The organism is Aureibaculum luteum (genome assembly GCF_003449015.1).
Lineage (GTDB): Bacteria > Bacteroidota > Bacteroidia > Flavobacteriales > Flavobacteriaceae > Aureibaculum > Aureibaculum luteum.
Genome location: NZ_QRGD01000003.1, coordinates 318216 through 332531 on the forward strand (window position 1 = coordinate 318216; position 14316 = coordinate 332531).

Genomic DNA, 14316 nt, shown 5'->3' on the forward strand with positions numbered 1-14316 from the left:
CTTTGGAATAGGTTAAGATTGTTTTCTCAAATATAGGAAAAACCTTGCCGTCTTATTATTTAAAGCCAATAAATGCTTCTTTAGCCTTTATGATGTTAGATACATATAGTTTAAACTCTTCATAATCTTCAGTAGAAATATTATTTTTAATATCAGTAATCGCATTAACATCAACTTTCAACTCATTATCACTTATCACCTTGTACGTAATTGCATATGAATGAGACTTAAAATTATAGGCAATACTCTCCGGTATTTCAACGAATTTTTTACCTTCTGGAAGTATTATATTATATGATGTATTATAATTATTAATGTTTTCATATTGCGTAAACTCAATTGGGAAACTTCTTTTTTGTAAATTAATTATAGAATTTTCGAAAACAACCGAAAGAATTGGAAGTTGAAAAACAATAATAGATCCAATTGTTTTATTTTCATCATCAATTAAAATCTTTGAAGTATAACTAATACTAGACAAGCCTCTTTTCGCATTAATATTTTGAATAGTATCAATAATAATGTTACTATTTAAATTATTTTTAAAATCTTTTTGAAGATCTTTTTTTATGTTCTCATAATTTGGGTTTTCAAATAAACCAACGTAATAGGAACTGGCAGCACCAGATATTTTCGTATTAACGTCAAGTTTTATCTTATTATCGACAAAATGGATTGTTGCTTTACTCGCAATTGTCGACGGGTTATCAACAGATTCAGGTAATTTAAATATATTATTATTCTTATCTTTTTCAGTTTTGTTCGGAATTTCTAAAGCTGTAGCATTAATAAGGCTTGTCGGTAATGATTTAAAAGGCAAATTCTTATTTGTTAATTCTAAATAATGTCCTTTATCATCGATCATAACTTTGACTATACAATGATTAAAATCTTGAGATGGTAAAATTGTTGATTTTTGTCCGTAATCATTGGTTAATACTAATACTAAATTAGAGTCCAAACCAGCTTTTTCAGCCAACGTTACAAATAAAGTAGAAAAATCTTTACAATCACCTAGCTTAGTCGAAATTGTCTTTGACGGTTTCTGTGGAACAAAGCCACTTTGGCGAAACGAAATAGAGCTATAGTTAAAGTTATTCATAATGTAGTAATAGATCTTCTTTGCACGTTCTTCTTGAGATAGCCCCATAATACCCTTGGGGAACATCCTATTATATGCACTTTCAACTTCAGCATTTACAATTTTTTGAGAACGTACTAAATCAGAATACCAATTTGATATTTTACTCCAATTTTCTATTGTGCTTATATGAAGATACCGCACAATATCAACATTATTAGGCATATAGCTCTCTTCTTGACTTATACCAGGGTCGTTTTCTAAAACCCATGTGTATTTGGTATACTCACCAACATTTTCTTTATTTAAATCTAAATTACCATTTGCAATTGTATAATTGATATTGATATTTTCTGGTACTAGGATTGTATAACTCGTTTTTAAACAAGGATGAAACGAATCAAATTGATAGTAATCAGTATAGTCTTTATAAAACCTTCCTGTACCTTCATCCGAATTCTCATACTCTATATAAACGACATCTCCGACCTCTAAACCTTTAAAAACTAAACTACTTCCTTTTTTATCTGCTGGTACTAAACTTTTATCTTTCTTAACTAATTCATTTTTTATAAACCTATAATTTCCAGTTAAACCTAAATCATATTCTTTAAATCTTTCTACCCCAGCTTCAGCTGTAATTTCATAAATAAAAGTGAGTCTATGTTTACCTCCACCTTCAGCATATCTTAAAACTATGGCATCATCTAACAAGATGTTATATCCGTAATTATTAGTCTCTATTTTACTCCTGTTTGAAGCGATATAACTATAAATATCTTTTATGTGCAATTCTTCTATAACATCATTTGTATTGGTCAAATCATGTATCTTTTTACGAATACTATTATTACCACTATCATAGGACAAGGATTTTTTATAAAACCTCACGGCTTCATCCTTCTTACCCTGTTGTACTAAAATATCTGCCTTTAACCTTAAAGCTTCAAATGAATAATTATAATTCTCTATAGCCTTATTTACATAAAATAATGCTTTATCATATTTTTGATAACTAATTAACTTTTTTACAAGTTTGATGATTGAATAATTTTCGAAACTAAAATTTTTATAAACAGTTTCATACAATGCAATTACCTTTTCCTTCTGGTTTAATTTTTCATATTTATTAGAAAGTAAAGTTATAGTTGCATCATCAAAATAGTTTGTATTAATATTCTCTAAAATATTTATAGTTTTTTTATCATCGCTTAAAATTGTTGAATAAAAACTTCCATAAAGCCGTTGAATATAAACCCAGTCATTCGAAACTTTCATTATTCCATCAAGTGAACTTCTAATCGCAGTTTTGTCCATTTCTCTTGACTCAAATATTAAATTACTCGACAATTTTAATAATTCGTAATTAGTAGCCTTTGAAAATTTATCTAAAAACACCTGTAAATCGTCCATAGATAAACTAGAAAGCTTATTGTTGTCTTGCAAATCAAACATTAACGACATATAATAATCAGGATCATCCAAGATCATGTTCTTTTTTATATTATTAACTGTGGTAATATCATTCTCTAGTGTATACGCATCTATAAGTTCTTTTCTTATAAAAGAACTTTTCAAATACTTTTCATTAAGTGGGAGTAACATTTTTTTAACCTCAGTGTATTTCCCGTTTCTAATATATAAAGACATTAATGCATATTTATAAAGAAAATCAGAAGGATGTTCCTTTATTTTTTTCTTAAAAAAAGCTTCTACGGGATGCTCCACTAATTTTACATCTAAATTGTCTAAAGTCGATTTATTGTATTTACTATAATCACTTTTATCTGTGATAGTACTTAATGTTTTCCCATGTATGTTAGTAATTCGAGCAATTAAATATGTCGAAGAAGAACTTTCTGCATTTTTTATCAAAAGTCTATTTACTCCTTTTGGTAAATTAAATTCAATATTATAAGCATCCAAATCAGTATTAACATCATTCGTATTCTCAAGAACTAAGACATCATTTAACCATACTTTAAAGGCAGATGAATTACCCAGTTTCAATACTACTCTTTGATTAATTTCAGATATAATAAATGTTTGAGCATAATGAACTCCAGCTCCATACTCTGAGTGGTTAGACATAAACTGGTAAGATTCTTTCCCAATATTTCTAGGCGTATACCAATTAATTTTTCCATTACTGTTCGCATCAAATTCCACTTCACTATACGGAGTTGTTTCAGGAGAATAAATCACATCTAAACCACTTTGATTTAAATTTTCAAAAACACCGCAATATTGCCATCTTTTTAAAGCTGGTATATCATCAATATACTTTTGATATGCATTAAAATCTCGTTTCTCTCTGCTAACAACTGCTTTTAAATAATTGACTGCATTTTTAATTGTAGGTGTTTTAATTGTGGTAGTATTAATTTCTTTCAGAAATCCTCTTGTGGAACTATCAAATCCAGATTGTAAATAATTTTTAAAGAAAAAATTTTTATTCCAAAAAGCATAGAGATAATATTCATAATTTTTTTTCTTTAAAATTTCACTTAAGAATTCTTCGTCATTCTCTAAACCTCCATTCTCAAGGGAAATTATTCTTTTTAGCAACAAACTTTCAATACTATTAACATTAATGCCCTTATTATAACTTTTTAAAGCTTCTTGTCTCTTATTATTTAATATTTGTTTCCATTCCGTAGAAAGCTCTAATTCTTGTGCATTGATAGATATCGAAAGTAAGAATATGACTATACTAAAATATTTCTTCATTCTCATAAGGTTATTTATAACAAATCAGCCCTAGTAAAAACTAAGGCTGATTATATAATTATATATTATATTTATTTCTAAAATTCTTCTTCACCATCGCGAATTGGAACGGTTTGTGGTGTAAAATCTTGTCCACCCCATAGGTCTCCATTTTCATCAATTTTACTATAGTCATATGGCCAACGGTGCACTGCTGGTATTTCACCTGCCCAGTTACCATGGATGTGGTCTACTTCAGTAGTCCACTCTAATGTATTTGCATGCCAAGGATTTTTAGGAGCACGTTTTCCTTTGTAAATACTAAAGAAAAAGTTTGCTAAAAATATGATTTGTGCCAATCCACCAATAATAGCGAAGATGGTCATTACTTTATTAATGTGTAATAAATCATCAAAAATTGGGAATGCGGTATTGTTATAATAACGTCTTGGTAAACCTGCTAGACCAATAAAGTGCATTGGAAAAAACACACCATAGGCAGATATCGCTGTTAACCAGAAATGTAAATAACCCAAGTCTTTATTCATCATTTTTCCATACATTTTCGGGAACCAATGGTACACACCAGCAAACATTCCGAAAATAGCAGATACACCCATTACTAAGTGGAAGTGAGCTACTACAAAATAAGTATCATGTACGTTAATGTCAATAGCACTATCACCAAGAATTAATCCTGTTAACCCTCCAGTAATAAAGGTAGAAACAAAACCTATAGAATATAACATGGCAGGATTCATCCGTAAATTACCTTTCCATATAGTGGTTATCCAGTTAAATGCTTTTACAGCAGATGGAATTGCAATTAATAAGGTTGTAAATGTAAACACAGACCCTAAGAATGGATTCATCCCTGTTACAAACATATGATGACCCCAAACAATTGTAGATAAAAATGCAATAGCAATTATAGAAATAATCATTGCTCTATATCCGAATATTGGTTTACGTGAATTCGTTGCTAATACTTCAGATACAATACCCATTGCTGGTAAAATTACAATGTATACTTCAGGGTGACCTAAGAACCAAAACAAGTGTTCAAACAGTACTGGTGAACCTCCTTTGTAATGTAATACTTCACCTGCTATATATATGTCTGATAAAAAGAAGGAAGTACCAAAACTTCTATCCATTATCAATAATAATGCTGCAGATAGTAATACAGGAAATGAAACCACACCAATTATTGCAGTAACGAAAAAGGCCCAAATTGTTAATGGCAACCTTGTCATTTTCATTCCAATAGTTCTCAAATTTAATACCGTTACGATATAGTTTAATGCTCCCATTAATGATGAAGCAATAAAGATAGCCATAGATACTAACCACATGGTCATACCTAAACCAGAACCTGAAATTGCTTGAGGTAATGCACTTAACGGTGGATAGATTGTCCAACCTGCATTTGCAGGCCCTGTTTCAATAAACAGTGACAACAACATGATTACACTTGATAAAAAGAATAACCAATACGATAACATGTTAAGAAATGGAGATGCCATATCTCTAGCACCGATTTGAAACGGGATTAAAAGGTTACTAAATGTACCACTTAACGCTGCCGTTAATACAAAAAATACCATAATGGTACCGTGTATAGTAACCAAAGATAAATACATATCTGGTGTCATAACACCACCTTCACCAGCTCTACCCAAAAAAGCTTCTATTATGCTAAAAGATTGTTCAGGATACGCTAATTGTAAACGAAACAACATAGACATAAACACGCCTATACAACCCATAACAATACCCGTAATTAGATACTGCTTAGAAATCATTTTATGATCTTGACTAAAGATGTACTTCGTTACAAAAGTTTCTTTATGATGATGATCTGACATATTCTAAAATATTTATTTTTTATTATTTATTGTTTATTTGGGCAAAAGTATTTTGAGTAGCTAACCATTTATTAAAATCAGCCTCTTCATCAACAACTATTTTCAATTGCATATTGTAATGCGAAGATCCACAAATTTTATTACATAAAATTAGATAATCAAATTCTACAGCTTCTTCACCTTTTTCCTTTCTAAGTTCATTGATTGCTTCAAACTTCGCCTTAGTATCCTCGTTCAAACGCATTTCAGCAGTTGTTATTACTGGCGTAAAAGCAATTTCTGTAACCATACCAGGTACTGCATTCATTTGAGCTCTAAAATGAGGCATAAAAACAGAATGCAATACATCTTGAGAACGAATTTTGAATATTACTTTTCTTCCTTTTGGTACGTGAAGTTCTTTAACAAACTTACCTTCATTTACAACCAACGGAATATCATCAGCAGAATTCTTATCGGTCATATCAACACCCATGGTGTTTGTACCTTCGATAAAACGAACATTTGCAGATCCTAATTGATTATCTTCTCCGGCATAACGTGCATCCCATTGAAATTGCTTACCGTATAATTCTATAAATATTGGGTCTTTTGCATCTGACGAATCCATAACATTATTCCATGTCCAAATACCGTAGATGATTAATCCAGATAGTACAATCGTTGGTATTACCGTCCAAATAGTTTCTAATTTATGGCTATCTGCAAAGAAAAAAGCTTTTCTATCATCAATTCCTCTATATTTAAAGCTAAAGAAAAATAACAAAAATTGCATTATAAATTGAACAACCAAAATCAACGTCATGGTCATTACAAACAAGTTGTCTATATGATAACCTTCTTCTGATGCTGATGCTCTCGGTAACAATACATCTTTAGCACCATACATGCTATATATCATTAACCCATAAATAAAGCCCATAAGGCCTAACATTAACCATCCGTTAATGTTATTTTCTTTTTCTGTAGCTGTTTGATTATCAACTTTCGTTAAGCCTAATAATTTTACAAATTGCCAACAAGCAACAATTAAAACTACAAAAATGATAATAAAAAATAGTGCCTTCATCTGTTATGCTTGATATTTTTTAATAATGGAAAACTTTACTTTCTTTAATAAATGGATTCTCTTTAGGAAGCAATGGTGCTTTTGTGAGTGAATTAAACACTACAAAAATAAACAATCCTGCAAAGAATAATAATGCTCCTATTTCAGGAATGCCAAAATGCCAATGACTACCTACTGTACCTGGTGCAACCATTACAAACACATCTAAATAATGACCTGTTAATATAATTAAACCTGCCAATACAACAAACCATGGGATTCTTTTGTAATCACTATTCATTAATACTAATATAGGAAATACAAAATTCATAATTAACATACCAATAAATAAGGGTTGGTATTCGCCTAATAATCTAGGATAAAAATAGGTTGCTTCTTCTGGGATATTTGCATACCACTGTAACATAAACTGTGCATACCAAAGGTATGTCCAGAAAATACTAAAGGCAAACATATATTTTGCTAAATCGTGTATATGACTATCGTTTACTTGAGGTAAAAACCCTCTAGATCTTAGATAAATCGTCACTAATGCTATTACTGTGATTGCTGAAACAAACATACTAGCAAAAACGTAGAACGAATATAATTGACTAAACCAGTGATGATCAATAGACATTAACCAGTCAAATGCCATAAATAATTCTGATACTAAGAATACAACTAGAAATACTACAGAAAGATTAAAACTCCTTTTGAAATATTTTAAATCACCAGACTCATCTTGTAATCTAGAATTTTTAAGGATAAAATGTCTAAAGCCAATCCAAATTGAAACGTAAATAACAGCACGAATTAAAAATCCTGGTATGTTTAACCACCAATCTTTTGTTTCCATAGCAAAATCAAAATTTGCTGCTGTTGGATCTGCACTAGCATACATCCATGCAAACATGTGATTACCATGCATTGCTGATGCCACTAAAAAGGCAAGTACTATTAAAGAACCAATCCCTATATAGCCTGTAACACCTTCCATAACTCTAAACAATACTGGCGACCAACCTGCACTTGCTGCTCTTTGTATGGCATAATAAACCAACGCACAAACGCTGATCAGTAAAAAGAAAATCATAGGTACATAAATAGCAGTCCAAGGTCTGTTCTGAGCCTGCATTAGTACATGTTCGTAATGTCCAGCATCATCACCATGTTCACTTGCAGCTGCATGATCATTCTCTGTGGTATGTTCGCCTTTTATCGCACCTGTTACTTCGTGAACAACTTTGGAAGCATGATCGTCTACTTCTGCATGCTCTGCAGCGGTTGCTCCATGCGAATCTTCCGCATCATGCATCATTGCTTTTACGTCGTCAACGGTTTTTGGTGCTGTGAAAAAGCCATAACCTATACCTAAAGCACCAATAATGATTAGTACTAATGAAAAGGTCTTTAATCTACTTGAAAATGTGTACATATCTTTTAATTCTTGCTAAATCAATATTATTTTAACAAATCTTTTCTTAATTGTTCAACATAGGCTGTAACTTGCCAACGCTCTTTCTCATTTAATTGTGAAGAATGAGATCCCATTAAGTTTCTACCGTACATAAGTACATGGTAAATACTTCCTTCTGTAATTTCTCTATCTTTATAGTTTGGAACACCTAAAAACTTCTCATTTTGCACAAGTACACCCTGACCATCACCTTTTGTTCCATGACAACTTGCACAATAGATACCATATAGATATTTACCTTGTTTCATATTATTTTCAGAAATACGTGCAATTGAATCTGTAGATGCCTTTTCCCATAATGGAGAGCGTACAGAATCTTTTGCATACTGGTAACCAATTTCAGAATTTGGAACATCATAAGTACTTTTACCTCTTGCAATAGTTCCGTCCACTGGTAACTGAGCAGATATTCCATTCTTAAACACAGGGTTTGTAGAATAGGTTTCGTATGATACCGCATTATACATGTCAGTATCACCCATATATTGAACTTGTCTACTTCTCTTACTATCACCAGCACAAGAAACCATCAGCACTAGTAGAGTTACAATTGAAGTATATTTTATAAAGCTTTTCATGTATTTATATTTATTATTTTTTAACGGTCACATGCTGTTCGCAAATAATCATTCTTTTGAGGGATAAAATTTTTAACATGCTCGTTTCATCATATATTAATGTTTTTCTTTTACTGATATTTCTTCAGCACCTGTTTTTTCTAATAATGCAATAATTGCATCTTCGTTTCCGTCAACAGCCACTTCCATTAAAAACTTATCATCTGTAGTTCTAGGATCTGGATTGTCAGCTGTTTGAAAAGGCCATATTTTACTTCTCATATAGAAAGTTATCACCATTAAGTGAGCCGAAAAGAATACCGTCATCTCAAACATTACAGGCACAAACGCCGGCATGTTTTCTAAAAAACTAAAACTAGGCTTACCACCAATATTCTGTGGCCAATCTACGATCATTATATTATTTAAAAACCATATCGAAAAGGCTAAACCCATTACCCCGAATATAAATGCCATTATAGCCAAACGAGTTGGTGGTATACCCATTGCTTTGTCTAAACCGTGTACTGGAAAAGGTGTATAAACCTCATCAATATGATGGTGTGCTGCTCTTACCTCTTTTACGGCATTTAAAAGCACATCATCATCATCGTATAATGCATGTATTACTTTAGAACTCATAATTACGATTTAAGTTTATTAGCCTGTCCTGCCCAATCATCTCTTTGTGCTCTTCCTGGGAAAGAACCCGTGATTGAATCTAACAAGTCATATTCTTTATTTGTCATTTTGCTAACCTGTGCAAAGGTGTAAATACCTATTTGATTTAGCGTTTTCTCCATTACTGGACCAATACCGCTAATTTTTTTAAGATTATCTGCCGTATCTTTTGAAGCATCAAAGGTACCTAAACTTTCAAGTAAGCTATTTGTTTTAGCCTGTTTATCATCTACATCAACTATTGGTTTCTCAACAATTTTTTCTTCTTTAACAATCTCTTCTTTGATGATAATTGGTTCTTTTTTAACTTCAGTTTTTACAGTACTAGGATTGTCTCTTTCTCTTTTAAAATTATTACCTGACGATTTTAAAATAGACTTAACCTCAGCTTGTGCAATAACTGGGAAGGTTCTAGCATACAATAAAAACAGTACAAAGAAAAATCCTATGGTTCCTACAAATATACCGATATCGACAAAAGTTGGTGAAAACTGTGTCCATGATGATGGTAGATGTCCTCTACTCAAGTTGATCACAATAATATCAAAACGTTCAAACCACATACCAATATTGATAAAAATAGCGATTATGAATGTCCATATATAATTTCTTCTAATTTTCTTAAACCAAAATAATTGAGGGATAATAGAGTTACAAATTATCAATGACCAAAATGCCCACCAATATGGTCCTGTTGCAGCACCTACCGATAAATACACAAAATCTTCATAACTACTACCTGTATACCAACCCACAAAAAGTTCTGATAAATAAGCAACCGTAACAATACCACCAGTAACTAAGATTACTTTATTCATGTTTTCAACATGTACTCTTGTAATATAATCTTCTAAGTTACTCACTTTACGCATAATTAATAATAGCGTCTGTACCATTGCAAAACCAGAGAATACCGCACCTGCAACAAAGTAAGGTGGATACACCGTACTGTGCCAACCTGGTATTACCGAAGTAGCAAAGTCAAATGATACAATTGTATGTACAGAAAGTACTAATGGAGTTGCTAAACCTGCTAACACTAAAGAAACTTCTTCAAAACGTTGCCAGTCTTTTGCTTTACCACTCCATCCAAAACTTACTAAACTGTAAATCTTCTTTTGGAATGGTTTCGTAGCTCTATCTCTAATCATAGCGAAATCAGGCAATAAACCTGTCCACCAGAATACTAATGATACTGATAAATATGTAGAAATAGCGAATACATCCCATAATAATGGTGAGTTAAAGTTTACCCATAACGAACCTAAAGGGTTTGGTACTGGTAAGGTATAAAAACCATTCCAGATTCTACCCATGTGTATTAACGGGAACAAACCTGCTTGAAAAACCGCAAAGATTGTCATTGCTTCAGCAGAACGGTTAATACCCATTCTCCATTTTTGACGGAACAACAAAAGTACCGCAGAAATTAATGTACCGGCATGACCGATACCTACCCACCATACAAAGTTGGTAATATCCCAAGCCCAGTTAATTCTATTGTTTAGACCCCAAACACCAATACCTGTACCTATGGTATAAGCGATTGATCCAATACCCCAAAGAAAGGCTATCAATGCAATTGTAAAAGCTATATACCAACTTTTATTGGCTTTACCTTCAATTGGAGCGGCTACATCTAAAGTAATATCATGGTAACTTTTGTCTCCAGTGATAATTGGCTCTCTAATAGGTGCTTCGTAATGACCCATAATTATATACTATTCTTAATTATTATTATGATTCGTTTGTGTTTCTAATATCCACTTGATAGAATACATTAGGTTGTGTACCTACAAAATCCAATAAATGGAAAGTTCTATCATCTTCTTTTATGTGTGCTACTTTACTATCTTTATCATTTACATCTCCAAACACCATGGCACCAGTACTACATGCATTAACACACGCTGTAGTAAATTCACCATCCTTAACAGGTCTTCCTTCTTTTTTAGCTTTTAATATGGTAGCTTGAGTCATTTGAATACACATAGAACATTTTTCCATAACCCCTCTAGATCGTACTGTAACATCTGGGTTAAGTACCATTCTACCTAGGTCATTGTTCATGTTATAATCAAACTCGTTATTATCAAAATATTTAAACCAATTAAATCTACGTACTCTATAAGGACAGTTATTTGCACAATAACGAGTACCAATACAACGGTTATATGCCATTTGGTTTTGACCTTGACGTCCATGAGATGTTGCTGCAACCGGACAAACTGTTTCACATGGTGCGTGATTACAATGTTGACACATTACAGGTTGGAAAGTAACATTAGGATTATCAGAAGGGTGTGTTTGAGCATTAAAATATGTACCCGTACCAAAAATACCTTCTTCCTTTCCTCTCTCTTCAGTCATATCAGAAGAGTAATATCTATCAATACGCAACCAGTGCATATCTCTACTCTTTCTTATTTCTTCTTTACCAACAACAGGAACATTATTTTCTGCATGACATGCTACAATACATGCAGCACAACCAATACAAGTTGCTAAATCTATTGAAAGGTTAAATTTTGTACCTAAAGAATCATCAAATCGTTCCCATAAATCTACTTTCTCCAACGAAACATTTTGATGATCTAATTGTACGTGTGGTTTAGGGTTCCAATCGTGTCTTGGCTTATTAACAAAATCATCTAGAGTTGTTTCTCTAATAATTTCATCTCTACCCATTAAGGTATGCTGTAACTGAATACATGCAAATTCATGTTCACCAGCCACCTTCTCAATAGTTACTGATTGATGATTTGAAAAATTTTGATATAAAGGATAGGCATTAACACCTACTTGTAAATCTTTTTGAACTGCGGCAGATTTTCTACCATAACCTAGAGCCAAACCAATACTACCAGGTGCTTGTCCTGGTTGAATATATACTGGTACATTTTCTAAGGTTACTCCATTTACAGTTATGTTGGCTAAATCACCATTTAAGGCTCCATTAGAAACTGTTCTATTGGTAATCCCTTTTGCTATTGCATCAATTCTAGAGATGGTAATATAATTATCCCAAGAAGTTCTAGTAATTGGATCTGGCAATTCTTGTAACCAAGGATTATTAGCCATTTGTCCATTACCCATACTCGTTTTAGTATATAATTCCAACTCTAAATCAGCTGGTTTTATAGATGCGGCCAAAGCCGTTAATGCTCCTTGAACTGAAACTGTTTCCGGAGAAATTTGACTTGGAATTTCTTCATCAAAAATAGCAGTTTCAACAGCATCAGCTACCGTACCAATATGACGAACACCATCGTGTAATGTATTATTCCACGAGAGTCCTTTCAATACGTTAGATTTCCAATATGATTTTAAATAATCGTGGTATGATAGTGAACTACCATTCCATTTTAACAATGTATCTTGAAACTGACGTGTATTAAATAAAGGTCTGATTGTTGGTTGCGTTAAACCAAAATGACCTTTTTTGATTCTTACATCACCCCAAGATTCTAAATAATGAGGAACTGCTCCTACATACTGAGCTGCAGATGCGGTTTCATCATCTCCCATAGAAAAAGCTATAGAGAGTTTTACTTTTTTAAGTGCTTCAACAAAGTCAGCACTATTGGCTAATGTATAAGCTGGATTGGTAAGATAGGTAATTAATCCACCAACTTTACCCGCTTTCATATCTCCAATTAATTGAGACACTTTAGCATCACTACCACTTCTTACATATTTTGGAGCCACTGTATTTACAGCTTCACTACCAATTGCCTTATTAATGGCCAATGCCAATAATTGAGCACTTTTATCTTGTATACCTGTTACAACAACAGCTTTTTTACCAGCAGCTTGTAATTGTTTTATCGTTTGCTTTAACCCTTCATCAATTGAAGTTGATTTTGTTGAACTTCCACCAACTATAGCGTTGTAAACATTTAATAATACTTGTTTTTGTTCTGATGGCTTCACCATATAACGCTTATCTGCGTTACTACCCGTTAGAGATAAGTTAGACTCAATCTGTACATGGCGAGACATTTTTCCGTGATTTGGAATTCTGCTTTTTGCATACCCTACTTCAAAACCTCCACCTTGCCAATCTCCTAAGAAATCTGCACCAACACTAACAATTACCTCAGCCTTTGAAAAATCATAGTCTGGTAAGGCTCTTTCACCATATAAAGTCTCAAACGCATCTAAAGCAGCAGATTCTGAAACTGCATCATAAGCTATATGCTTAACATTAGCATAAGATGCTTTAAAATCTTGTATTAGTTGATTTGTTGTTGGACTCGCTGTAGTACCTGTTAAAAATACAATAGTTTCATTATTCGCTTTTAACGTATTTAACTCAGCCATTGTAGCTTTATCAAAAGTACTCCAATTTACAGGCTCACCTTTAGCTCTAGGATTTTGTAAACGGTTATTATCATATAAAGCTAAAATAGAAGCTTGTACCCTTGCATTGGTACCACCTTGATTTCCAGCTAATTTATTAGGTTCAATTTTAATAGGACGTCCTTCACGAACTTTCACTAGTAGATTGGCAAAATCGTATCCATTTGCCATTGATGTCGCATAATAATCAGCTACACCAGGTGTAACTTCATCAGGCTTTATTACGTAAGGAATAGACTTAACTACTGGCCCCTCACAAGCTGCCAATGACGCTGCTGCGGTTGTAAAACCAACATATTTTAAAAAGTCTCGTCTTGAAGTTGAAGAAGATTCTAATGCTTCCTTATCACCAAGAAACTCATCTGTTGGTAAATCTTCAGCAAATTCTGATGTTTTTAGCTTTTCAACAATAGAGCTGTTTTCATTAAGCTCTTCAACACCTCTCCAGTATTTCTTGTTTGACGCCATTCTTTGTTTTAGTTATTTGTTATTTAGATATGGTTATTTGATTAACTCTGAAACCAATTCTA

The 14316-nt window shown here is 32.6% G+C and carries 8 protein-coding genes; all 8 read right to left on the reverse strand.

Annotated elements, in window-relative coordinates; translation table 11 throughout:
* Nucleotides 1–55 precede the first annotated feature (55 nt).
* Nucleotides 56–3811, reverse strand: a complete 3756-nt coding sequence (locus D3P13_RS09615; protein ID WP_198680004.1) for a transglutaminase domain-containing protein — start codon at nt 3809–3811, stop codon at nt 56–58.
* A 77-nt stretch (nt 3812–3888) separates the two neighbouring features.
* Nucleotides 3889–5658 (reverse strand): cytochrome c oxidase subunit I, encoded by a 1770-nt coding sequence (locus D3P13_RS09620; RefSeq protein ID WP_117881767.1) that lies wholly within the window; start codon nt 5656–5658, stop codon nt 3889–3891.
* A gap of 22 nt (nt 5659–5680) precedes the next feature.
* Nucleotides 5681–6727 carry a cytochrome c oxidase subunit II gene (locus D3P13_RS09625; RefSeq protein WP_117881769.1) on the reverse strand — a complete coding sequence of 349 codons (1047 nt, stop codon included), beginning with the start codon at nt 6725–6727 and terminating at the stop codon, nt 5681–5683.
* Nucleotides 6728–6746: 19 nt separating this feature from the next.
* Nucleotides 6747–8144, reverse strand: coding sequence for a quinol:cytochrome C oxidoreductase (locus D3P13_RS09630; RefSeq protein WP_117881771.1), 1398 nt, complete (start codon nt 8142–8144; stop codon nt 6747–6749).
* Between the two features lie 26 nt (nt 8145–8170).
* Entirely contained in the window at nt 8171–8764 is a 594-nt protein-coding gene (locus tag D3P13_RS09635; protein WP_117881773.1) for a c-type cytochrome, read from the reverse strand.
* Between the two features lie 96 nt (nt 8765–8860).
* Nucleotides 8861–9385, reverse strand: a complete 525-nt coding sequence (locus D3P13_RS09640; protein ID WP_117881775.1) for a DUF3341 domain-containing protein — start codon at nt 9383–9385, stop codon at nt 8861–8863.
* 2 nt (nt 9386–9387) lie between these two features.
* The gene (gene nrfD / locus D3P13_RS09645) at nt 9388–11139 is read right to left on the reverse strand and encodes an NrfD/PsrC family molybdoenzyme membrane anchor subunit (RefSeq protein WP_117881777.1); all 1752 of its coding nucleotides are present in this window, start codon (nt 11137–11139) and stop codon (nt 9388–9390) included.
* A 22-nt stretch (nt 11140–11161) separates the two neighbouring features.
* Nucleotides 11162–14254 carry a TAT-variant-translocated molybdopterin oxidoreductase gene (locus D3P13_RS09650; RefSeq protein ID WP_117881779.1) on the reverse strand — a complete coding sequence of 1031 codons (3093 nt, stop codon included), beginning with the start codon at nt 14252–14254 and terminating at the stop codon, nt 11162–11164.
* Nucleotides 14255–14316 lie beyond the last annotated feature (62 nt).

Excerpts from the sequence above, each read along its gene's own strand:
- D3P13_RS09635 (WP_117881773.1), bottom strand. The coding sequence starts at position 8,764 with ATGAAAAGCTTTATAAAATATACTTCAATTGTAACTCTACTAGTGCTG.
- D3P13_RS09625 (WP_117881769.1), bottom strand. The coding sequence starts at position 6,727 with ATGAAGGCACTATTTTTTATTATCATTTTTGTAGTTTTAATTGTTGCT.
- D3P13_RS09640 (WP_117881775.1), bottom strand. The coding sequence starts at position 9,385 with ATGAGTTCTAAAGTAATACATGCATTATACGATGATGATGATGTGCTT.
- D3P13_RS09630 (WP_117881771.1), bottom strand. The coding sequence starts at position 8,144 with ATGTACACATTTTCAAGTAGATTAAAGACCTTTTCATTAGTACTAATC.
- D3P13_RS09620 (WP_117881767.1), bottom strand. The coding sequence starts at position 5,658 with ATGTCAGATCATCATCATAAAGAAACTTTTGTAACGAAGTACATCTTT.
- D3P13_RS09615 (WP_198680004.1), bottom strand. The coding sequence starts at position 3,811 with ATGAAGAAATATTTTAGTATAGTCATATTCTTACTTTCGATATCTATC.
- D3P13_RS09650 (WP_117881779.1), bottom strand. The coding sequence starts at position 14,254 with ATGGCGTCAAACAAGAAATACTGGAGAGGTGTTGAAGAGCTTAATGAA.